Origin of the sequence: Streptomyces sp. AM6-12 (genome assembly GCF_044327085.1) — a bacterium.
Lineage (GTDB): Bacteria > Actinomycetota > Actinomycetes > Streptomycetales > Streptomycetaceae > Streptomyces.
The window spans coordinates 6,051,479-6,073,180 of sequence record NZ_JBIQWN010000001.1 but is presented as its reverse complement, the minus strand read 5'-3'; the positions used below and the strand labels follow the sequence as shown (position 1 = coordinate 6,073,180).

At 72.3% G+C, this 21,702-nt stretch carries 18 protein-coding genes; 2 read left to right on the top strand and 16 right to left on the bottom strand.

The window, feature by feature from the left end:
* Positions 1–258 precede the first annotated feature (258 nt).
* From ACE4Q9_RS27680 to fmt, 4 genes are all read right to left on the bottom strand, one after another.
* A complete protein-coding gene (locus ACE4Q9_RS27680) occupies positions 259–1,302 on the bottom strand; it encodes a sugar-binding transcriptional regulator (RefSeq protein WP_397986932.1) in 1,044 nt (347 codons plus the stop codon).
* A 90-nt stretch (positions 1,303–1,392) separates the two neighbouring features.
* Complete coding sequence (gene rpe / locus ACE4Q9_RS27675) at positions 1,393–2,079, bottom strand: ribulose-phosphate 3-epimerase (protein ID WP_397986931.1); 687 nt, start codon at positions 2,077–2,079, stop codon at positions 1,393–1,395.
* Between the two features lie 171 nt (positions 2,080–2,250).
* Complete coding sequence (locus ACE4Q9_RS27670) at positions 2,251–3,672, bottom strand: RsmB/NOP family class I SAM-dependent RNA methyltransferase (RefSeq protein ID WP_397986930.1); 1,422 nt, start codon at positions 3,670–3,672, stop codon at positions 2,251–2,253.
* A 259-nt stretch (positions 3,673–3,931) separates the two neighbouring features.
* Positions 3,932–4,864, bottom strand: a complete 933-nt coding sequence (fmt, locus tag ACE4Q9_RS27665; protein WP_397986929.1) for a methionyl-tRNA formyltransferase — start codon at positions 4,862–4,864, stop codon at positions 3,932–3,934.
* 282 nt (positions 4,865–5,146) lie between these two features.
* On the opposite strand from fmt, the gene ACE4Q9_RS27660 reads away from it, so the two are divergent.
* Entirely contained in the window at positions 5,147–5,695 is a 549-nt protein-coding gene (locus tag ACE4Q9_RS27660) for a hypothetical protein (protein ID WP_397986928.1), read from the top strand.
* 76 nt (positions 5,696–5,771) lie between these two features.
* Here the strand turns inward: ACE4Q9_RS27660 and ACE4Q9_RS27655 are convergent, their stop codons facing one another.
* The gene (locus ACE4Q9_RS27655; protein WP_397986927.1) at positions 5,772–7,937 is read right to left on the bottom strand and encodes a primosomal protein N'; all 2,166 of its coding nucleotides are present in this window, start codon (positions 7,935–7,937) and stop codon (positions 5,772–5,774) included.
* Between the two features lie 292 nt (positions 7,938–8,229).
* On the opposite strand from ACE4Q9_RS27655, the gene ACE4Q9_RS27650 reads away from it, so the two are divergent.
* Positions 8,230–9,024 (top strand): S1 RNA-binding domain-containing protein, encoded by a 795-nt coding sequence (locus ACE4Q9_RS27650; protein ID WP_397986926.1) that lies wholly within the window; start codon positions 8,230–8,232, stop codon positions 9,022–9,024.
* 69 nt (positions 9,025–9,093) lie between these two features.
* Here ACE4Q9_RS27650 and metK read toward each other — a convergent pair whose 3' ends face one another.
* From metK to ACE4Q9_RS27595, 11 genes are all read right to left on the bottom strand, one after another.
* Positions 9,094–10,302, bottom strand: coding sequence for a methionine adenosyltransferase (gene metK, locus ACE4Q9_RS27645; protein ID WP_136101961.1), 1,209 nt, complete (start codon positions 10,300–10,302; stop codon positions 9,094–9,096).
* Positions 10,303–10,550: 248 nt separating this feature from the next.
* The gene (gene coaBC / locus ACE4Q9_RS27640) at positions 10,551–11,753 is read right to left on the bottom strand and encodes a bifunctional phosphopantothenoylcysteine decarboxylase/phosphopantothenate--cysteine ligase CoaBC (protein ID WP_397987348.1); all 1,203 of its coding nucleotides are present in this window, start codon (positions 11,751–11,753) and stop codon (positions 10,551–10,553) included.
* A 102-nt stretch (positions 11,754–11,855) separates the two neighbouring features.
* Positions 11,856–12,128 carry a DNA-directed RNA polymerase subunit omega gene (rpoZ, locus tag ACE4Q9_RS27635; RefSeq protein WP_030810584.1) on the bottom strand — a complete coding sequence of 91 codons (273 nt, stop codon included), beginning with the start codon at positions 12,126–12,128 and terminating at the stop codon, positions 11,856–11,858.
* 53 nt (positions 12,129–12,181) lie between these two features.
* Positions 12,182–12,739, bottom strand: coding sequence for a guanylate kinase (gmk, locus tag ACE4Q9_RS27630; protein WP_397986925.1), 558 nt, complete (start codon positions 12,737–12,739; stop codon positions 12,182–12,184).
* A gap of 61 nt (positions 12,740–12,800) precedes the next feature.
* Complete coding sequence (locus ACE4Q9_RS27625; protein WP_037651003.1) at positions 12,801–13,124, bottom strand: integration host factor; 324 nt, start codon at positions 13,122–13,124, stop codon at positions 12,801–12,803.
* Between the two features lie 269 nt (positions 13,125–13,393).
* Positions 13,394–14,239 carry an orotidine-5'-phosphate decarboxylase gene (gene pyrF, locus ACE4Q9_RS27620; protein ID WP_397986924.1) on the bottom strand — a complete coding sequence of 282 codons (846 nt, stop codon included), beginning with the start codon at positions 14,237–14,239 and terminating at the stop codon, positions 13,394–13,396.
* A complete protein-coding gene (locus tag ACE4Q9_RS27615) occupies positions 14,236–15,342 on the bottom strand; it encodes a quinone-dependent dihydroorotate dehydrogenase (protein WP_397986923.1) in 1,107 nt (368 codons plus the stop codon). The genes pyrF and ACE4Q9_RS27615 overlap by 4 nt, the downstream gene beginning before the upstream one ends.
* 74 nt (positions 15,343–15,416) lie before the next feature.
* Positions 15,417–18,725, bottom strand: a complete 3,309-nt coding sequence (carB, locus tag ACE4Q9_RS27610; RefSeq protein ID WP_397986922.1) for a carbamoyl-phosphate synthase large subunit — start codon at positions 18,723–18,725, stop codon at positions 15,417–15,419.
* Complete coding sequence (gene carA, locus ACE4Q9_RS27605; protein WP_397986921.1) at positions 18,718–19,860, bottom strand: glutamine-hydrolyzing carbamoyl-phosphate synthase small subunit; 1,143 nt, start codon at positions 19,858–19,860, stop codon at positions 18,718–18,720. The genes carB and carA overlap by 8 nt, the downstream gene beginning before the upstream one ends.
* Complete coding sequence (locus ACE4Q9_RS27600) at positions 19,857–20,417, bottom strand: hypothetical protein (RefSeq protein WP_397986920.1); 561 nt, start codon at positions 20,415–20,417, stop codon at positions 19,857–19,859. The genes carA and ACE4Q9_RS27600 overlap by 4 nt, the downstream gene beginning before the upstream one ends.
* The gene (locus ACE4Q9_RS27595; protein WP_397986919.1) at positions 20,414–21,700 is read right to left on the bottom strand and encodes a dihydroorotase; all 1,287 of its coding nucleotides are present in this window, start codon (positions 21,698–21,700) and stop codon (positions 20,414–20,416) included. The genes ACE4Q9_RS27600 and ACE4Q9_RS27595 overlap by 4 nt, the downstream gene beginning before the upstream one ends.
* Between the last annotated feature and the right edge of the window lie 2 nt (positions 21,701–21,702).

The window sequence follows — 21,702 nt, the reverse complement described above, 5'->3', positions numbered from 1 at the left end:
GCGGCGGCGAGGCGGCAGCGGAGTCCGGCCGGGGCTCCGAACCGGGACCTCGGGCCCAGAGACTCCGGACCGGAACTTCAGGCCAGAGCCCCACACCACGCCGCGCGATCACCGGCCGTAGCCGCCCGCCGATCCGTGAAGTCCGGTCCGGCAACCCTTCAGCCACCCTGCCATCGGGCCGCCGTCGTCACCCCGGCGGCACCGCGGCCGTACCGCCGACCGCACGCCCCGCCGCGGACTGCCTCGCCTCCGGTCCCCTCACTGCCCGTCGGGGTCCTGGCGGCTCAGGGCGGCCTTCGGCGTCGGGCCCGCCGTCATCAGGTAGTCCGCGGCCGAGGTGTCCGTGACCAGGCTGGTGACCAGCCCGGAGCGGAGCACCGCGTCGATCGCGGCCGCCTTGCGCTGGCCGCCGGCGATCGCGACGACCTCCGGGATACGGCGCAGCTGGTCGGCCTTGACCGTGATGCACCGCTCCCCGAGGTCCCGCCCGATCCGGCGCCCCTCGGCGTCGAAGAGGTGCGCGGCCATCTCGGCGGCGACACCGAGCGAGGCGTAGTGCGCCCGCTCCTCGTCGCTGAGCATGTCGTGCACCGTCGAGATGCCCGGTTCCCAGGAACCGATGGAGACGCAGGCGACCGTGACCTTGTCGAAGTACTCGAAGGCGCGGGCGATCCCGGTCTGGTTGCGCAGGGCCGCCGCGGTGGCCACGTCCGGCAGCAGCATCGGCGCGTAGATCGGGTGGGCGTCGCCGCCCGACACCTGGGCGGCACGGCGCACGGCCTCGACCGAGCCGCGCTCGGAGGTACCGGCGTCGTACACACCCGTCAGCTGCACCACGGTGCACGGCGGCAGCCGGTCCAGCGCCGCCGCCATGTGGATGGTGGAGCGGCCCCAGGCGAGGCCGAGCACGTCCCCCTCGTTGACCAGTTCGCCGAGCAGGTCCGCGGCGACCTCGCCGAGGTTCTCGGGGTCGGGGGTCTCCTCGGCCTCGGCCGGGGACTCGACCACGACGGCGTGCCGCAGGCCGTAGCGGGCGCGGAGCGCGTCGGAGCGCTCCGCGTCCAGCTCGGCCGGTACGCGGATCTCGATACGCACGAGATCCCGTTCGAGAGCGGTCTCCAGGACCCGTGCCACCTTGAAGCGGCTGACGCCGAACTCCTCCGCGATCTGGATCTTGGACTTGCCCTCGAGGTAGAAGCGGCGGGCCATGGCCGCCGCCTGGACCAGCTCAGCGGGTCCCATCCGCATGGCTGACCGGCCCGCCGACATACCCGACACGGCGATCTCCTCACTGCTGTTCACACTCTGGATTCGCCGTTCATCCTTGCAGATCCGGCGCGACTGATTAGCCCTGATGGGCGGCGTTCTCTCAACCGTTCACGTAGCCGTGGCTCAGTGGTCGCATGCCCAGGAGGCCTTGGCCGTGGCCGCCTCCGCACGGACGCGCAGGGCACGCACCGCCTCCGCCGGGTCCTTCGCCCCATAGACCGCCGAGCCCGCCACGAACACGTCGGCGCCCGCCTCCGCGCACCGCTCGATGGTGGACTCGGAGACGCCGCCGTCGACCTGGAGCCAGAGCTGGAGGCCGTGCTTGGCGATCAGCTCACGGGTGCGGCGGATCTTCGGCAGCATGATGTCGAGGAAGGCCTGGCCGCCGAAGCCCGGCTCGACGGTCATGATCAGCAGCATGTCGAGTTCCGGCAGCAGGTCCTCGTACGGCTCGATCGGCGTCGCGGGCTTGAGCGCCATGGAGGCGCGCGCACCCTTGGCACGGATCTCGCGGGCGAGGCGGACCGGGGCGGCGGCCGCCTCCACATGGAAGGTGACGGACGAGGCGCCCGCCTCCACGTACTGAGGAGCCCAGCGGTCGGGGTCCTCGATCATCAGATGGCAGTCCAGCGGGGTGTCCGTCGCACGGGCCAGGGACTCCACCACCGGCACGCCGAGCGTGAGGTTGGGGACGAAGTGGTTGTCCATGACGTCGACGTGAAGGAAGTCGGCGCCCTGGACAGCCTTGGCCTCCTCCGCCAGGCGGGCGAAGTCGGCGGACAGGATGCTGGGGTTGATCTGCGCTGCCATGCCCCAAGACTGCCATGTCCGAGGCACTGATGTTCCCGTCCGTCCACAGGTGAGACCGTTCATCGTACCGATCCGTTGTTTGTCGGATGGTGTTTCCGTCCCTGTGGATAACCGAGGGCGACGAAGCCGACGCATGCGGTGAACGAGAACCGCGCAGCCGATCCGCGACCGTCAGCCGGCGGTCCTGCGGATCAGCGCGAGGTACATCGCGTCGGTGCCGTGCACATGCGGCCACAGCTGGATGTCCGGGCCGTCCCCGAGCGCGGGGACGCCGGGCAGCAGCGGCCGGGCGTCGACGAGTTCGGCGTCCGGGTACTGCTTGAGCACATCGGCGACGACGACCCGCGTCTCGGCGAGGTGCGGAGAGCAGGTGGCATAGCCGACCACGCCGCCGACGCGCACCGAGTCGAGCGCGGTGCGCAGCAGGGCGCGCTGGAGGGGAGCGAAATTGTCCAGGTCCTCAGGACGCCGGCGCCAGCGTGCCTCGGGCCGCCGGCGCAGCGCGCCGAGCCCGGTGCAGGGCACGTCCACCAGCACCCGGTCGAAACTGCCCGGCCGCCACGGCGGCCGCGTGCCGTCCGCCGCGATGACCTGGTACGGCCCCGGATTGCCGGCCAGCGCCTTGGCCACCAGACCGGCCCGGTGCGGCTGCTTCTCCGACGCGAGGAGCACGGCACCCCGCTCGGCCGCGAGCGCCCCCAGCAGGGCCGCCTTGCCCCCGGGTCCGGCACAGCCGTCGAGCCACTTGGTGTCCGGCCCCTCCAGGGGCGCGTTGGCCAGCGCGAGGGCGACCAGCTGGCTGCCCTCGTCCTGCACCCCGGCGCGGCCCTCGCGCACCGCCTCGACCGCACCCGGCTCGCCGCCCTCGGCCAGCCGCACGGCGTACGGCGACCAGCGCCCGGCCTCCGCGGCGTCCTCGCTCAGCAGTTCCTCGGCGGTGGCCCGGCCCGGCCGCGCGACCAGCGTCACCCGCGGCCGCTCGTTGTCGGCCGCGAGCAACTCCTCGATCCCGGCACGCCCGCCGCCCAGGGAGTCCCACAGCGCGGAGACGATCCAGCGGGGGTGGGAGTGCACGACGGCGAGGTGGTCCTCGGGGTCCTCCTCGTAGGGCGGCGCGACCTTGCCGATCCAGCCGTCCAGATCGTCCTGGGCGATCTTGCGCAGCACCGCGTTGACGAACTTGGCGCGTCCGTCGCCGAGGACGACACGGGCGAGCTCCACGGTGGCGGACACCGCGGCGTGCGTCGGAATCCGGGTGCCGAGCAATTGGTGCGCGCCGAGGCTCAGCACGTCCAGCACGGGCGGGTCGACCTCGCGCAGCGGGCGGTCCACGCAGGCGGCGATGACGGCGTCGTACGTCCCCTGCCGGCGCAGCGTCCCGTACACCAGCTCGGTCGCGAGCGCGGCGTCCCGCGCGTCGAAGTCGTCCTTCTCCCGCGCCTTGCGCAGCAGCGGGGGCAGCACCAGGTTGGCGTACGCGTCCCGCTCGTCCACCGCCCGCAGCGCCTCGAAGGCCAGGATGCGGACGGGGTCCTTCTTGGGACGCCGGTAGGGCTTGGCGGGCTTACGACCCCGCCGCGACTGCTCGCTCACGAAAAAGGTGCTCCGGTGGTGAAAAGGGGTATGTGGGCAAGCGTACGTCGAGGGGGGCGAGCGGGGGCGTGCGGGTGGGGCGGACCGGGCTCGTCACCCCGCCGGCACCGGTCTCGGGCGCCGTTCGCACTCGGCGTACGGCGGTCCCGGAGCAAGAAGCCGGGCCGGCGCCCGCCCCCTCACCGGCGTCCGCTCCCCGGGCCGGCCGAGCGTGCCCGTGCGGACCCGGCCGGACAGGCGCCCGGACTCACCCCGGAACTCATCCGCCCAGCGTCTCCCCCTCGCCGATCCGGGCTCCTCGGGCCCAGTCCGCGGCGCGCATCGGCTTCTTGCCCTGGGCCTGGACCCAGAGGAGTTCGACGGCGTGCGAGCCGGTGCCCACGTGGACGCTGTTCTTGCCGACGGCGAGGTGGCCCGGCGCGAGGTCGGTGCGCTCGGGCACCGGGGCGACCTGGATGAGCTTGAGCCGTTCGCCCCGGAAGGTGGTCCAGGCGCCGGGCGCCGGGGTGCAGCCGCGCACGACCCGGTCGACGCGGAGCGCGGGCGCCGCCCAGTCCACCTCGGCGTCCTCGACGTTGATCTTCGGCGCGAGGGTGATGCCCTCGGCCGGCTGCGGCACGGCCTTCAGGGTGCCGTCCTCGATGCCGTCCATGGTGGCCGCGAGCAGCCCGGCCCCGGCGAAGGCCAGCCGGGTGAGCAGGTCGCCGCTGGTGTCGGTGGGCCGGATCTCCTCGGTCACCGTCCCGTACACCGGTCCCGAGTCCAGGCCCTCCTCGATGAGGAAGGTGGACGCGCCCGTGATCTCGTCGCCCGCCATCAGCGCGTGCTGCACGGGCGCCGCGCCGCGCCAGGCGGGCAGCAGCGAGAAGTGCAGGTTGACCCAGCCGTGGACCGGGATGTCGAGGGCGGCGCGGGGCAGCAGGGCGCCGTAGGCGACGACCGGGCAGCAGTCCGGGGCGATCTCCGTGAGCCGCGCCAGGAACTCGGGGTCCCGCGGCTTGGCCGGCTTGAGCACCTCGATGCCGGCCTCCTCCGCGCGCTCGGCCACGGGCGACGCGACCAGCCTGCGGCCCCGGCCCGCGGGGGCGTCGGGCCGGGTGACGACGGCGGCCACTTCGTGCCGCCCGGAGGCGAGCAGGGCGTCCAGGGCGGGTACGGCGACCTCGGGGGTTCCGGCGAAGACGAGCTTCATGGGCGGGATCGGGCCTCTCGGGCGGGGATCGGACGGGCGGCGCACCAGTCTATGACCGCCCGGCGTCCGGCACCGCGCGGTGCACGGCCGCGGTCAACTCGCCCGGCGCGCGGGCCCACTGGAAACGGGCGGCGCGCGGGTGGTGCGACGGCGTACGCATATGCCCGTACGCCCCCACCCCGTGACCAGCGGAGCGCAGACGCGTTGGTCAAGAGAGAGTTGACCACATAGGGCCGCTTCGGCCGCCCGATTCCTTTCAACGCCGGTTCGAGAGGCTTGTTCATGGCCGACCATGCAACCCACGACGCCCAGGCTCGGGCCAGCCTGCACTTGCTGGTGCGGGACATCGAGCGGGTCCGCCGGCAGGTGGACGCACTGCGCACGCTCACCGCCCAGTTGGGCAACGTCTACCGTCCGCGCCGCACCGGCCCGTCCACGGGCTTCGTCGTCTACGGCCGCGCCCCCGCCCCGACCGTCCGCCTCGCCCAGGAACTCCGGGACAGCGTCGAGACCCTGGTCACGGCCGCCGTGGACTTCGACCGCTCGCTGGGCTTCTCCTGGGACGCGGTGGGGTCGGCGCTCGGGGTCACCAAGCAGGCGGTGCACCGCCGTTACGGCGCCCGCCGCGCCGCCGCCCAGGCGGCGGCCGAGGCCGAGCGGACCCCGGAGCCGTCGGGCACCCGCACGCTCAATGTGAACTCCGGCCTGCCCGCGGTGCCGGTGCCGACGGTCCCCGCCGCCCGTTCCATGCCCACCCAGCCGACCGCGGGCAGCCCGACGCTCCGGGAGGACGCCCGCCCGACGGCCTTCCCCGGCCCGCGCAACGGCTGACCGCTCCCGCCCTCCCGGAAGCCTCGGGAAATTCCGGGAGCGGGCCGGTCCTCCGGCACCGCCGGCTTCCCGGGCCTCACCCGATGTCCGGCGGATCGATCCGCACCCGCACCCGCGCCGCCTCACCGCTCCCCCGCGCCATCCGCGCGGCCTGCGCGGACTTCAGCGCGGCGGCCAGTGCCGAGCCGCTGCCCGGCGGGACCCGCACCAGGGCCCGCTCCCAGTGCTCGCCGGGCGGCGGCGCCCCCGGCCTGCGGGGCCCGCCGGGCGGCGCGGGCGGCAGCGGCACCGGGCCCAACACCTCGGCGTCCGACGGCAGTTCGACCGCGGCGAGAAACTCGGCGACCGCCGCCGGTGTCCCGGACACGGCCGCCATCCGGGACACCGGCGGGAAGCCCAGCTCCGCCCGCTCGGACAGCTCCCGCAGCGCATGCCCGACGGGGTCCCAGCGCACCAGCGCCTGTACGGGCCGCAGGGTCGGCTCGGCCACCACGACCACTGTGCCGCCCTCGCCCTGTGGCCGGACCAGCGCCCCCGCCGCGATCCACCGGCGCAGCGCGTCCTCACCGGCCCGCAGATCGGGTCGTACGAGCATGGCCCAGCCGTCGAGCAGCAATGCCGCCGCGTAGCCGCCCTCGGCGACCGGTTCGGCGCCCGGCGTGCTCACCACCAGCGCGGGGGTGCCCGGCACGGTGTCCAGTACATGTTCGCGGCCCGAGGTGCGCACCGGTACGGCGGGAAAGGCCCGGCCCAGTTCCTCGGCGGTGCGCCGGGCGCCCACCACCTGGGCGCGCAGCCGGAAGCCGCCGCACTCGGGGCAGTGCCAGGCGCCCTCCGCGCGCCCGCACCAGCCGCAGCGCAGCAGGCCCGCGTCCTGGCCCTGGAGCGGGCCGGAGCAGTGCACGCAGCGCGCCGGGGCCCGGCACCGGTCGCAGGCCATGCGCGGGGCGTATCCGCGGCGCGGCACCTGGACCAGCACCGGCCCGTGCCGCAGCCCCTCGCGGGCCGTCTGCCAGGCGAGGGTGGGCAGCCGGGCGGCGCGGGCGGCCTCGTCGCGGGCGAGGTCCTGGTCCCCGACGGTGCGGACGAGGGGCGCGGACCGCCGTAGCTGCTCCCGGCCGGCGATCAGGGGGCGCGCCCAGCCGGTCTCGACCAGTTGGGCCGCTTCCACGGTGCAGGAGAATCCGCCCAGCAGGAAGGCGCACTTGTCGAGGGTGGCGCGCAGCAGCAGGACATCGCGGGCGTGCGGCTGGGGGGCGTGCTGTTCGCTGTGGCTGTCGTCGCCGTCGTCCCAGATCGCGACCAGGCCGAGGTCCCGAACGGGCGCGAACATGGCGGCGCGGGTGCCGACGACCGCGCGCACGGATCCGCGCCGTACCGCGAGCCACTGCGCGTACCGCTTCTCGGGCCCGGCGTCGGCGGTGAGCAGGGCATGGTGCCCTTGGCCGAGCAGGGCGGTCAGGGCGGCGTCGACGCGTGCGGCGGACCGTCCGTCGGGTACGACGACGAGCGCGCCACGCCCCGAGGCGAGCGTGGCGGCGACGGCGCGGGCCAGTTCCTCGCTCCACTGCGGGCCCGGCAGCGCGTGCCACACGGCGCGGGGGGCGCCGCCGTCGGCCAGGGTCCGCAGGTAGGCGCCGCCCTGTTCGTACCGCGTCCAGGGGCCGGGGTCGGGGGCCTCGGGGGGTGGCAGGGGTGCGGGCGAGGTGCGCTGTTCGGCGCGGGCGTTGCGGGGCGGTACGGCGAGCTGGAGGACGTCGGCGAGGCTGCCCGCGTACCGGTCGGCGACGGCGCGGGCGAGGCCGAGCAGTTCCTCGCCGAGCACGGGTTCGGGGGACACGACCTGGGCGAGCGCGGCGAGGGGGCCGGAGTAGTCGGACTCGGCCCGCCGTTCGATCAGGAAGCCGTCGATGAGGCCGCCGCCCTCGCGGCGGCCCTCGCGCACCCGGTGCCGTCCGGCGCCGAAGCGCACGCGCACCCTTACGCCGGGCTGTGCCTGTTCGTCCAGCTCGGCGGGGACCGCGTAGTCGAAGTACCGGTCGAGGTGCAGGACGCCCTTGTCGACCAGCACCCGCGCGACCGGCAGATGCTCGGCGAGCGCGGCGCCCCGCCAGGTCCGCGGTTTGGCGCGGGGCGCCCTGGCCTCGCGCACGCTCTCCCGGATGAGCGCGAGCTGCTCCGGCGGCGCCCCTTCGGCGCCGCCCTCCCCGTCCGCCCGGGGCCCCCCGTTCTCGCTGCTCACGCCTGCATTCTTACCAAACCCGACTGACAACGGCCCGAGTCGCCGGTGCCCGTCCGAGATCATCCCGGCCGCGGGCGCGCCGTACGGCGCTTCCGCCATAGACCCCTCGGCCACACCGCACCGTCCCCGGAGCGGCGGCGGGATTCGAACCCGCGAGGACGTCGAACGCCCAGAAGTAGCCGCGACCCGCGCACCGGACGAGCACCAACATCCTCACCGTAACCACTCTCCGTCTCCGCACTCCACTCAATTCGTTACCGACCCGCCCGGCGCTCCGCCTACGCTCGCCCCCATGACCGAACCGACACCGGACCCGCTGGACCGCCTGAGAAAATGCCTCGTCGCCCCCGGAGAGGTGCTGACCGGCGCCGTCGCCGGGTTCGACGGGGGCGATGCGCTGGTGCTGCTGGACGGCGACGCGCCCGGACTCCCCTCCGGTCGTGTCCCCCAGCACGAACTGACCTGGCGCCGCGTCCGGCACCCGTCGGACGTGCTCACGGTGGGGCAGCGGATCCGCGCGGAGGTGACGATGCGCGGCGGACCCGCCGGCCGGACCCTGCTGTCCGCGCGAGCCTGCGAGGACGAGGCGCTGCACCGCTTCCTCCTCGGCCTCGGGCGCGGGGACGTCATCGAGGGGACCGTGTCCTCCGTGCACCGCTTCGGGGTCTTCGTACGGATCGACGGCGAGCCCGCGCATCCGGTCTACGCGGGAACCGGGTTCATCAATGTCCCGCAGCTTTCGTGGTCCCGGTTCGAGGATCCGGCGGATGTGGTGGCGCCGGGACAGCGGATCCGCGCGGAGGTGCTCGACCCGGACACCCGGCGGGGCCAGGTCGCGCTGTCCCTCAAGGCGCTCCAGGACGACCCCTGGGACCGACTGACCGTCGGCGCCGGGGACGTCCTGGCCGGGCCGGTGACCATGGTCGTCCCCTTCGGGGTCTTCGTCCGCGTGGACCCGTTCGTGGAGGGCCTGGTGCACTCCGACGAGCTGGCCGGGCGGAGCGCCGAGGTGGGGCAGGAGCTCCGGGTCAGGGTTCTGGAGGTCGACCACGGGCGGCGGCGGGTCCGGCTGGGGCTCGCCGGCTGAGGCCCGGCACGGAAGGCGGCGAGGCCCGGCTCCCCGAAGGGAAGCCGGGCCTCGTCGTGCCGTGCGGGATCAGACGCCCGCGGCCTTGCGCAGGGCGTCCACGCGGTCCGTGCGCTCCCAGGTGAAGTCGGGAAGCTCACGGCCGAAGTGGCCGTAGGCGGCCGTCTGGGCGTAGATCGGGCGGAGCAGGTCGAGGTCGCGGATGATCGCGGCCGGGCGGAGGTCGAAGACCTCGTCGATGGCCTTCTCGATCCGGTCGGTGTCGACCTTGTGGGTGCCGAAGGTCTCCACGAACAGACCCACCGGCTCGGCCTTGCCGATCGCGTACGCCACCTGCACCTCGCAGCGCGAGGCCAGGCCCGCGGCCACCACGTTCTTGGCGACCCAGCGCATCGCGTACGCGGCCGAACGGTCCACCTTGGACGGGTCCTTGCCCGAGAACGCGCCGCCGCCGTGCCGGGCCATGCCGCCGTACGTGTCGATGATGATCTTGCGGCCGGTCAGGCCCGCGTCACCCATCGGGCCACCGATCTCGAACCGGCCCGTCGGGTTGACCAGGAGGCGGTAGTTCTCGGTGTCCAGCTTGATGCCGTCCTCCAGCAGCGCCTTCAGCTCCGGCTCCACCACGAACTCGCGGATGTCCGGGGCCAGCAGCGACTCCAGGTCGATGTCGGAGGCGTGCTGCGAGGAGACGACGACCGTGTCGAGGCGGACGGCCTTGTCGCCGTCGTACTCGATGGTCACCTGCGTCTTGCCGTCGGGGCGCAGGTACGGGATGGTGCCGTTCTTGCGCACGTCCGACAGCCGCTTCGACAGGCGGTGCGCCAGGAAGATGGGCAGCGGCATCAAGGTCGGCGTCTCGTCGGACGCGTAACCGAACATCAGGCCCTGGTCGCCCGCGCCCTGCTTGTCCAGCTCGTCCTCATCGCCCTCGACACGGGACTCGTACGCCGTGTCGACGCCCTGCGCGATGTCCGGGGACTGCGCGCCGATGGACACCGACACGCCGCAGGAGGCGCCGTCGAAGCCCTTCTTCGAGGAGTCGTAGCCGATCTCCAGGATCTTTCCGCGGACCAGGGTCGCGATGTCCGCGTACGCCTTGGTGGTCACCTCGCCGGCCACGTGCACCAGGCCGGTGGTGATGAGCGTCTCCACGGCGACCCGCGAAGACGGGTCCTCGCGCAGAAGCGCGTCGAGAATGGTGTCGCTGATCTGGTCAGCGATCTTGTCGGGGTGACCCTCGGTCACGGACTCCGAGGTGAACAGGCGACGGGACACAACGCTCCCTGTGGTTGCAGCGGCTGCTGGCTGATCATTTGCAGTCGACGCGGGGCTGCGCCCGGTCGGCCTTCAACAGTTTATCGGTCGCGCTCGGCCGATGGGCCACTGTCTCGCCTCTCGGGAGCGCTGTGACCTGCGGCACGGGCATTGTGCACAATGCCCGGCGACCTTGGCCAGGGTATCGGTCCCCGAACCGAGCTTGGCCTGAACCGGTCACCGGGTTCGCCCGGCCGGCCGCGCCGGCGTCAGTCGAGGCGGTCCACGACCAGGTCCCAGACGATGTCGGCGAGGGCCTCCTTGGGCCCGTGCGGCACGGGGTTCTCGCTGCCGTCGGCGCCCAGCACGACGGCCTCGTTCTCCTCGGAGCCGAAGGTCTTGCGCTCCCCCACCTCGTTGACGACGAGCAGGTCGCAGCCCTTGCGGGCGAGCTTGGCGCGGCCGTTGGCGAGCACGTCGTCGGTCTCGGCGGCGAAGCCCACGATCACCTGTCCGGCCCTGGCCCGTTCGGCCGAGACCTCGGCCAGGATGTCCGGATTGCGCACCAGGACGATGGGCTCGGGCTCCTTGCCGTCCTTCTTCTTGATCTTGCCGGTGGCGTAGGCGGCGGGCCGGAAGTCGGCGACGGCCGCGGCCATGACGACGGCGTCGGCGTCCGCCGTGGCCTTCAGCACGGCCTCGCGCAGCTGGACCGCGGTGCCGACCTGTACGACGTCCACGCCCGCGGGGTCGGGCAGCTGGGTGTTGGCCGCGATCAGCGTCACCCGCGCGCCGCGGGCGGCCGCGGTGCGGGCGAGGGCGTAGCCCTGCTTGCCGGAGGAGCGGTTGCCGAGGAAGCGCACCGGGTCCAGGGGCTCGCGGGTGCCGCCCGCGGAGACCACCACATGGCGGCCGCGCAGGTCGGGCTCCTGGACACCGCGGGCGAGCACCCGGCGGCAGACCTCGAAGATCTCGCCCGGATCGGGCAGCCGGCCCTTGCCGGTGTCGACGCCGGTGAGGCGGCCGACGGCGGGCTCGATGACGACGGCGCCGCGGCGGCGCAGCGTGGCCACGTTCTCCCGGGTGGCGGGGTGCTCCCACATCTCGGTGTGCATGGCCGGGGCGAAGACCACCGGGCAGCGGGCCGTCAGAAGGGTGTTGGTGAGCAGGTCGTCGGCGAGTCCGTGGGCGGCCTTGGCGAGCATGTCGGCGGTGGCGGGGGCGACCACGACGAGGTCGGCGTGCTGGCCGATGCGGACGTGCGGCACCTCGTGCACCGAGTCCCAGACATCGGTGGCGACGGGGTTGCCGGACAGGGCGGAGAAGGTGGCGGCGCCGACGAAGTTCAGCGCGGCGGCGGTCGGCACCACGCGCACGTCATGGCCCGACTCGGTGAACCTTCTCAGCAGCTCGCAGGCCTTGTAGGCGGCGATGCCACCGCTGACGCCCAGTACCACCCTCGGCTTGTCCACCATGTCTCCTCGGTCCGGAAAACGTGCAACACCCATGACACACCACAGGCCCGGCAGCGTGCTGCCGGGCCTGTGGATAAACCCATCTGCGATCTGAAAGTACTACTGCACCGGGCCCTCGATGGCCTCGGAGGTCAGCAGACCGGCGTTGATCTCGCGCAGGGCGATCGAGAGCGGCTTCTCGTGGACGTGGGTGTCGACGAGCGGACCCACGTACTCGAGGAGGCCCTCGCCGAGCTGCGAGTAGTACGCGTTGATCTGGCGAGCACGCTTGGCCGCGTAGATCACGAGGCTGTACTTCGAGTCGGTTGCCTCGAGGAGCTCGTCGATCGGCGGGTTGATGATGCCCTCGGGCGCGGTGATGGAAGAGGACACGCTCTACCTTCCGATGGATGGAAAAGAATCAATGATCGTGATCACAGTCACGATTACACAACGTCCATCAAGGCTAGCAGCTCACGGGCCACGTCCTCGACGGAGGTGTTGACCAGGGTCTCGTCGAACTCCGGCTCGGCCGCCAGCTCGGTCCTGGCCGCCTCCAGGCGGCGCTCGATGACCTCGGGCGACTCGGTGCCCCGGCCGGTGAGCCTGCGCACCAGCTCCTCCCAGGAGGGCGGAGCCAGGAACACCAACCGTGCGTCGGACATGGACTCACGGACCTGGCGGGCGCCCTGGAGGTCGATCTCCAGCAGGACGGGCTCGCCCCTCTCCAGCCGCTCCAGGACGGCCGCGCGGGGCGTGCCGTACCGGTTGCCGGCGAACTCGGCCCATTCCAGCAGCTCGCCGTTGGCGATCAGCTTGTCCATCTCGTCGTCGGTGACGAAGAAGTAGTGGACTCCGTGCTGCTCACCGGGGCGCGGCTTGCGGGTCGTCGCCGACACCGAGAGCCAGACCTCGGGGTGTTCCTTGCGCATATGGGCGACGACCGTGCTCTTGCCGACCCCCGAGGGGCCGGAGAGCACGGTCAGCCGCGGACGTTCACTCATGCAGCGATTATTCCAGCAATCCCGGAGTGCCCGGGACTCCCGGTCCGGTGCGGGGCCGGACTCAGGCGCCGGTGCTGCCGAACTCACGCTCCAGGGAGGCGATCTGGTTGGAGCCGAGGCCCCGCACACGGCGGCTCTCGGAGATGCCCAGACGCTCCATGATCTGCTTGGCGCGGACCTTGCCCACGCCCGGCATGGACTCGAGCAGCGCGGAGACCTTCATCTTGCCGATGACGTCGTTCTCCTGGCCCTGCTTGATCACCTCGTGCAGGGAGGCGCCGGAGTGCTTGAGTCGATTCTTGACCTCGGCCCGCTCCCGGCGAGCCGCGGCGGCCTTTTCGAGCGCGGCTGCGCGCTGTTCAGGGGTAAGGGGCGGTAGAGCCACGCCTACGTCACCTCGGATGTCGAACTGTCGGATACGGACCGGTGAGGAACCTAGTCGCCCCACACCTGGGGAGCCACGAGCAACACGCTTGCCCGTTCACCCTCGCTCGGAGACTAGCGGCCAACTCCGCCAGAGTCAGCGAGAACAGCGGAAAAGTCCTGGTCAGCCTCCGTCAGGCCGGACATTTCAGACATACTGCCCACGATTTGAGGATGTATTCACACTCAATTCGGCGCCGGTCCGCTCAGGCGAGCGCCTGACGGCGGGGCTCAGCCCCCGGCGACGGCCGCCCCGATCTCCTCCGCGAAGCGCCCGGCCGCCGCGCGCAGCGCCCCGACGTCGGGTCCGTGCCGCAGCACGCCCCGGCTGACGTTCGGCACGACATTGCGTACGGCCGCCCCGAAGACCCCAGGAAGGTCGGCCGGGGTCGCGCCCTGGGCGCCGATGCCGGGCGCGAGCAGCGGGCCGTTGATGTCCAGGTCGTACGAGGACAGGTCGCCGAGCGTGGCGCCGACGACCGCCCCGAAGGAGCCCAGCGGCTCCGCTCCCGCGTTCTCGGCCGCCAGGTGGGCCAGCATGGTCGCGCCCACGCCACGGCCGTCGGCGCGCACCGCGTGCTGCACCTCGCCGCCCTCCGGATTCGAGGTCAGCGCCAGCACGAACAGTCCGGCGCCGTTTCGCCTGGCCAGCTCCACGGCCGGGCTCAGCGAGCCGTAGCCGAGGTACGGCGAGACGGTCAGCGCGTCGGAGAACAGCGGCGCGTCCCGGTGCAGGAAGGCCTCCGCGTAGGCGGCCATGGTGGAGCCGATGTCGCCGCGCTTGGCGTCCATCACGACCAGGGCGCCGGCCGCGCGCGCCTCCTGGACCGACTTCTCCAGGACGGCGACGCCCCGCGAGCCGAACCGCTCGAAGAACGCGCTCTGCGGCTTCAGGACGGCCACCCGGTCGGCCATGGCCTCGACGACGGTGCGGCTGAACCGCTCCAGGCCCGCCACGTCGTCGTTCAGGCCCCACTCGGCGAGCAGGGAGGCGTGCGGGTCGATGCCGACGCACAGCGGGCCGCGCTCGTCCATGGCGCGGCGCAGCCGGGCGCCGAAGGGCTCGGGCGAAGTCATGCGGGCTTCCTCACATCGGCGCCGACCGCGTCGGCGAGGGTGGCGTAGGGGCTGGTGCGCAGGCGGGCCGCGAGGCCCTTGTGGATCGCGCGGCACCAGAAGGGGCCCTCGTAGATGAAGGCGCTGTAGCCCTGGACCAGCGTGGCACCGGCCAGGATGCGCTGCCAGGCGTCCTCGGCGGTCTCGATGCCGCCGACGCCCACCAGGGTGATCCGGTCGCCCACGCGCGCGTACAGGCGGCGCAGGACCTCCAGGGAGCGGGCCTTGAGGGGCGCGCCGGACAGGCCGCCGGTCTCCCCGGTCAGCGCGGCCGGGGACTTCAGGCCCAGGCCGTCGCGGGCGATGGTGGTGTTGGTGGCGATGATGCCGTCCAGGCCGAGTTCCACGGCCAGGTCGGCGACGGCGTCCACGTCCTCGTCGGCGAGGTCCGGGGCGATCTTCACCAGGAGCGGGACGCGGCGGCCGGCCACCACACGGTCGGCGGCCTCGCGGACGGCGGTCAGCAGCGGGCGCAGGTGGTCGACGGCCTGGAGGTTGCGCAGGCCGGGCGTGTTCGGCGAGGACACGTTGACGACCAGGTAGTCGGCGTACGGCGCGAGGCGCTCGGCGGACTTCACGTAGTCGGCGACGGCCTCCGCCTCCGGGACGACCTTGGTCTTGCCGATGTTGACGCCGACCACGGTCTTGAAGACGGGCTCGCGGGTGGCCAGGCGGGCCGCCACGGCCAGCGAGCCGTCGTTGTTGAAGCCCATGCGGTTGATCAGCGCGCGGTCCGCGACGAGCCGGAACAGCCGCTTTCTGGGGTTGCCGGGCTGCGGCTCGCCGGTGACCGTGCCGATCTCGACGTGGTCGAAGCCCAGCATCGACATGCCGTCGATCGCGACGGCGTTCTTGTCGAATCCGGCGGCGAGCCCGAACGGGCCGTGCATCCGCAGCCCGAACGCCTCGGTCCGCAGCTCCTTGTACCGGGGCGCGAGGGCCGCCGCGGCGAAGGTGCGCAGCACGGGCACGCGGACGGCGAGCCGGATCCAGCGGAAGGCGAGGTGGTGGGCCTTCTCGGGGTCCATCCGTTTGAAGATCAGACGGAAGAAGAGGTGATACATCACGTGTCCTCACACCGAGGGGGGACGCCGTTTCCGGAGTCCCCCCTCTTGGGCGGCTGGGGTCCCGTGTCTCGCTAGTCGCGGGACGCGGTCAGGTGTTCCGCGTGCTCCTGGAGGGAGCGCACGCCCACGTCGCCGTGGTTGAGGGCGTCGATGCCCTGGACGGCCGCGGCGAGCGCCTGGACGGTCGTCAGGCACGGCACGGAGCGGGCTACGGCGGCCGTGCGGATGTCGTAGCCGTCGAGGCGGCCGCCGGTGCCGTACGGCGTGTTGACGATGAGGTCGACCTCGCCGTCGTGGATGAGCTGGACGATGGTCTTCTCGCCGTTCGGGCCGGTGCCCTCGGACTGCTTGCGCACCACGGTGGCGTTGATGCCGTTGCGCTTGAGGACCTCGGCGGTGCCGGAGGTGGCCAGCAGCTCGAAGCCGTGGGCGACCAGCTCACGGGCCGGGAAGATCATCGAACGCTTGTCGCGGTTGGCGACCGAGATGAACGCGCGGCCCTTGGTGGGCAGCGGTCCGTAGGCGCCCGCCTGCGACTTGGCGTAGGCCGTGCCGAAGACGGAGTCGATGCCCATGACCTCGCCGGTGGAGCGCATCTCCGGGCCGAGCACGGTGTCCACGCCGCGGCCCTGGATGTCGCGGAAGCGCGACCAGGGCATCACGGCCTCCTTGACGGAGATCGGCGCGTCCAGCGGCAGCTCGCCGCCGTCGCCGTTCTTCGGCAGCAGCCCCTCGGCGCGCAGCTCGGCGATGGTCGCGCCCAGCGAGATCCGGGCGGCGGCCTTGGCGAGCGGCACCGCGGTCGCCTTCGAGGTGAAGGGGACCGTACGGGAGGCGCGCGGGTTGGCCTCCAGGACGTAGAGGATGTCGCCGGCCATCGCGAACTGGATGTTGATCAGACCGCGCACGCCGACGCCCTTGGCGATGGCCTCGGTGGAGGCGCGCAGCCGCTTGATGTCGAAGCCGCCGAGAGTGATCGGGGGCAGCGCGCACGCCGAGTCGCCGGAGTGGATGCCGGCCTCCTCGATGTGCTCCATGACGCCGCCGAGGTACAGCTCCTCGCCGTCGTAGAGCGCGTCGACGTCGATCTCGATGGCGTCGTCCAGGAAGCGGTCGACGAGGACCGGCCGGGACGGGCTGATCTCGGTGGACTCGGCGATGTAGGCGGCGAGGCGGGTCTCGTCGTAGACGATCTCCATGCCGCGCCCGCCGAGCACGTACGAGGGCCGGACCAGGACCGGGTAGCCGATCTCGTCGGCGATGGCCTTGGCGCCCGCGAAGGTGGTGGCGGTGCCGTGCTTGGGCGCGGGCAGGCCGGCCTCCGCGAGGACCCGGCCGAAGGCGCCGCGGTCCTCGGCGGCGTGGATCGCCTCCGGGGAGGTGCCCACGACCGGCACGCCGTTGTCCTTGAGGGCCTGCGAGAGGCCGAGCGGGGTCTGGCCGCCGAGCTGGACGATCACGCCGGCGACCGGGCCCGCCTGCTGCTCGGCGTGCACGATCTCCAGGACGTCCTCCAGGGTGAGCGGCTCGAAGTACAGCCGGTCGGAGGTGTCGTAGTCGGTGGAGACGGTCTCCGGGTTGCAGTTGACCATCACGGTCTCGTACCCGGCGTCGGACAGCGCGAAGGAGGCGTGGACGCAGGAGTAGTCGAACTCGATGCCCTGGCCGATGCGGTTGGGGCCGGAGCCGAGGATGATGACGGCCGGCTTCTCGCGCGGGGCGACCTCGGACTCCTCGTCGTAGGAGGAGTAGAAGTACGGCGTCTTCGCGGCGAACTCGGCGGCGCAGGTGTCGACCGTCTTGTAGACCGGGCGGATGCCGAGGGCGTGCCGCACCTCGCGGACGACGTCCTCGCGCAGGCCGCGGATCTCGGCGATCTGCTGGTCGGAGAAGCCGTGCCGCTTGGCGTCGCCGAGCAGTTCGCCGGTCAGCTCGGGGGCCTCGGCCAGCTCGTCCGCGATCTCCTTGATGAGGAACAGCTGGTCCACGAACCAGGGGTCGATCTTCGTGTACTCGAAGACCTCCTCGGGGGTGGCGCCGGCCCGGATGGCCTGCATGACGGTATTGATCCGGCCGTCGGTGGGCCGCACCGCCTCGCGCAGCAGCGCCTCCTTGTCGCCGGGCTCACCGGTGAAGGCGAACTGGCTGCCCTTCTTCTCCAGCGAGCGCAGCGCCTTCTGGAAGGCCTCGGGGAAGTTGCGGCCGATGGCCATGGCCTCGCCGACCGACTTCATGGTGGTGGTCAGCGTGGAGTCGGCCTGCGGGAACTTCTCGAACGCGAATCGGGGCGCCTTGACGACCACGTAGTCGAGCGTGGGCTCGAAGGACGCCGGGGTCTCCTGCGTGATGTCGTTCGGGATCTCGTCCAGGGTGTAGCCGACAGCCAGCTTCGCGGCGATCTTCGCGATCGGGAAGCCGGTCGCCTTGGACGCGAGGGCGGAGGAACGTGACACGCGCGGGTTCATCTCGATGACGATCACCCGGCCGTCCACGGGGTCGACCGCGAACTGGATGTTGCAGCCGCCGGTGTCGACGCCGACCTCGCGGATCACGGCGATGCCGACATCGCGCAGGATCTGGTACTCGCGGTCGGTGAGCGTCATCGCGGGCGCGACGGTGATGGAGTCACCGGTGTGCACGCCCATGGGGTCGAAGTTCTCGATGGAGCAGACGACCACGACGTTGTCGTTCTTGTCGCGCATCAGCTCCAGCTCGTACTCCTTCCAGCCGAGGATGGACTCCTCCAGGAGCACCTCGGTGGTCGGCGAGAGGGTGAGGCCCTGGCCGGCGATGCGGCGCAGTTCCTCCTCGTCGTGCGCGAAGCCGGAGCCGGCGCCGCCCATGGTGAAGGAGGGGCGCACGACGACCGGGTAGCCGCCGAGCGTCTCGACGCCCTTGAGGACGTCGTCCATGGAGTGGCAGATCACCGAGCGGGCGGACTCGCCGTACCCGATCTTGCGGCGGACCTCCTCCACCACGCCCTTGAACAGGTCGCGGTCCTCGCCCTTGTGGATGGCCTCGGGCTTGGCGCCGATCAGCTCGACGCCGTACTTGGCCAGGACGCCGTTCTCGTGCAGCGAGATGGCGGTGTTCAGGGCCGTCTGGCCGCCCAGGGTGGGCAGCAGGGCGTCGGGGCGCTCCTTGGCGATGATCTTCTCGACGAACTCGGGGGTGATCGGCTCGACGTACGTGGCGTCGGCGATCTCCGGGTCGGTCATGATCGTCGCCGGGTTGGAGTTGACGAGGATGACGCGCAGGCCCTCGGCCTTGAGCACGCGGCACGCCTGGGTGCCGGAGTAGTCGAACTCGGCGGCCTGGCCGATGACGATCGGGCCGGAGCCGATGACCAGGACGGACTGGATATCGGTGCGCTTAGGCACGCTGGCCCTCCATCAGGGAAACGAAGCGGTCGAACAGGTAGGCGGCGTCGTGCGGACCGGCCGCCGCTTCGGGGTGGTACTGGACGGAGAAGGCGGGCTGGTCGAGCAGCTGGAGCCCCTCCACGACGTCGTCGTTCAGACAGACGTGCGAGACCTCGGCGCGGCCGAACTTGGTGTCGCTGACCTTGTCCAGGGGCGCGTCGACGGCGAAGCCGTGGTTGTGCGCGGTGACCTCGACCTTGCCGGTCGTACGGTCCTGGACCGGCTGGTTGATGCCCCGGTGGCCGTACTTCAGCTTGTAGGTGCCGAAGCCGAGGGCGCGGCCGAGGATCTGGTTGCCGAAACAGATGCCGAACAGCGGCGTCCGGCGCTCCAGGACGGCGGTCATCAGGGCGACCGGGCCGTCTGCGGTGGCGGGGTCGCCGGGGCCGTTGGAGAAGAACACGCCGTCCGGGTTCACCGCGTAGATCTCGTCGGCGGTGGCGGTGGCGGGCAGGACGTGCACCTCGATGCCGCGCTCGGCCATGCGGTGCGGGGTCATGCCCTTGATGCCGAGGTCGATGGCGGCGACGGTGAACCTCTTCTCGCCCACCGCGGGGACGACGTACGCCTCCTTGGTCGCGACCTCCTCGTAGAGGCTCGCGCCCTTCATGTGCGGCTGGGCCTGCACACGGGCGAGGAGTTCGGCGTCCCCGGCGACGGCCTCGCCGGAGAAGATGCCGGCGCGCATGGAGCCGCGCTCGCGCAGGTGGCGGGTGAGGGCACGGGTGTCGATGCCGGAGATCCCGACGACGCCCTGGCGCTCCAGCTCGTCGTCCAGGGAGCGCTTGGCCCGCCAGTTGGACGGCACGCGCGCGGGGTCGCGGACCACGTAGCCGGAGACCCAGATGCGGCCCGACTCGTCGTCCTCGTCGTTCCAGCCGGTGTTCCCGATCTGCGGGGCGGTGGCGACGACGATCTGGCGGTCGTACGACGGGTCGGTCAGGGTCTCCTGGTAGCCGGTCATGCCGGTGGAGAACACGGCCTCGCCGAAGGTCTCCCCCACGGCCCCGTAGGCGCGGCCGCGGAAGGTGCGGCCGTCCTCCAGGACGAGTACGGCGGGAGTCTTCGCGGCTCCCCTGGTGGAGGTCGTCATCGTGCGCCTTCCGTGTCGTTGATCATGTGGTTGAGCGTGTCGACCCATTCGGGGTGCTCGGCCGCGTGGTCGGAGCGGAAGCCGGAGTCGATCAGTTTGTCGGCGTGCGCCCAGGTCACCACGAGCAGTCCGCCCTCGGTGAGGACCTTGCCCGCGATGCCCTTGTCGAGCCGGGCCCCGCGCAGCGCGGCGGCGGGGATGAAGAAGTCGTCCGCGCCGGGGCGCTCGACCCGAAGGCCCGCGTCGGTGAGGGTGAGCTCGGCCAGACTGCGGGTGCCCAGGCCGTGGGCCACGATGCGGTCCAGCCACTGTCCCGCGGTGGTCGAGCCGTGGTAGCGGCCGCTCATGCTCAGTTTCACCGGGCCGGTCTCCTCGGGCACGCCGGGGAGTTCCGGGATGTCGCTCTGGAGGGTGGCGCGCCACTTCCAGCCCTCGCGCATCAGCCAGTAGACGAGCGCGATGAACAGCAGGAGTCCGGCGAGCCAGCCGATGCGGGCCGGCCAGTCGGTGACCGGGGCCGACTTCTCGGCCGCGGCCAGGAGGATTGCAGGTGTCACGTGAGCTTCCCGTCGACGAGCGTGGCCTTGCCCCGGAGCCAGGTGTGCGTCACACGGCCCGGCAGCTCGCGTCCCTCGTACGGGGTGTTGCGGCTGCGCGAGGCGAAGCCCGCGGGGTCCACCTGGCCACGGTATGCCGTGTCCACCAGGGTGAGGTTGGCAGGCTCACCGGCCGAGACGGGACGGCCGTGTCCGGTGGCCTGTCCGATCCGCGCGGGCTTGACGGACATGCGGTCGGCGACGCCGGCCCAGTCCAGCAGGCCCGTGTCGACCATGGTCTCCTGCACCACCGACAGCGCGGTCTCCAGGCCCACCATGCCCATGGCGGCCGCGGCCCACTCGCAGTCCTTGTCCTCGTGCGGGTGCGGGGCGTGGTCGGTGGCGACGATGTCGATCGTGCCGTCGGCGAGCGCCTCGCGCAGCGCCATGACGTCGCGTTCGGTGCGCAGCGGCGGGTTGACCTTGTAGACGGGGTTGTAGGTGCGCACCAGTTCGTCGGTGAGCAGCAGGTGGTGCGGGGTGACCTCGGCGGTGACCTGGATGCCGCGGGACTTGGCCCAGCGGACGATCTCGACGGAGCCGGCGGTCGACAGGTGGCAGATGTGGACGCGGGAGCCGACGTGCTCGGCGAGCAGGACGTCGCGGGCGATGATCGACTCCTCGGCGACGGCCGGCCAGCCGCCGAGACCCAGTTCGGCGGAGACGACGCCCTCGTTCATCTGGGCGCCCTCGGTCAGCCGGGGCTCCTGCGCGTGCTGGGCGACGACGCCACCGAACGCCTTCACGTACTCCAGGGCGCGGCGCATGATCACCGCGTCGTCCACACACTTGCCGTCGTCCGAGAAGACGGTGACCCCGGCGGCGGACTCGTGCATGGCGCCGAGTTCGGCCAGCTTCCTGCCCTCCAGGCCGACGGTGACGGCGCCGATGGGCTGGACGTCGCAGTAGCCGTGCTCCTTGCCGAGCCGCCAGACCTGCTCGACCACGCCGGCGGTGTCGGCGACGGGGAAGGTGTTGGCCATGGCGAACACGGCGGTGTAGCCGCCGCCGGCGGCCGCGCGGGTGCCGGTGAGGACGGTCTCGGAGTCCTCGCGGCCGGGCTCGCGCAGATGGGTGTGCAGGTCGACCAGGCCCGGCAGCAGCACCTTGCCGCCGGCCTCGATCACCTCGGCGCCCTCGGCGCCGAGGCCGGTACCCACCTCGGCGATGGTCTCGCCGTCGATCAGCACGTCCCGCTGCTCGCCGCCGAGCACCTTCGCACCGCGGATCAGGATCTTGCTCATGT

What these genes read in the sequence shown, in the direction of transcription:
- carA (WP_397986921.1), bottom strand. Translation starts at nt 19,860, where the DNA reads ATGACGACCTCCACCAGGGGAGCCGCGAAGACTCCCGCCGTACTCGTC.
- ACE4Q9_RS27650 (WP_397986926.1), top strand. Translation starts at nt 8,230, where the DNA reads ATGACCGAACCGACACCGGACCCGCTGGACCGCCTGAGAAAATGCCTC.
- ACE4Q9_RS27595 (WP_397986919.1), bottom strand. Translation starts at nt 21,700, where the DNA reads ATGAGCAAGATCCTGATCCGCGGTGCGAAGGTGCTCGGCGGCGAGCAG.
- ACE4Q9_RS27615 (WP_397986923.1), bottom strand. Translation starts at nt 15,342, where the DNA reads ATGTATCACCTCTTCTTCCGTCTGATCTTCAAACGGATGGACCCCGAG.
- pyrF (WP_397986924.1), bottom strand. Translation starts at nt 14,239, where the DNA reads ATGACTTCGCCCGAGCCCTTCGGCGCCCGGCTGCGCCGCGCCATGGAC.
- rpe (WP_397986931.1), bottom strand. Translation starts at nt 2,079, where the DNA reads ATGGCAGCGCAGATCAACCCCAGCATCCTGTCCGCCGACTTCGCCCGC.
- fmt (WP_397986929.1), bottom strand. Translation starts at nt 4,864, where the DNA reads ATGAAGCTCGTCTTCGCCGGAACCCCCGAGGTCGCCGTACCCGCCCTG.
- ACE4Q9_RS27660 (WP_397986928.1), top strand. Translation starts at nt 5,147, where the DNA reads ATGGCCGACCATGCAACCCACGACGCCCAGGCTCGGGCCAGCCTGCAC.
- gmk (WP_397986925.1), bottom strand. Translation starts at nt 12,739, where the DNA reads ATGAGTGAACGTCCGCGGCTGACCGTGCTCTCCGGCCCCTCGGGGGTC.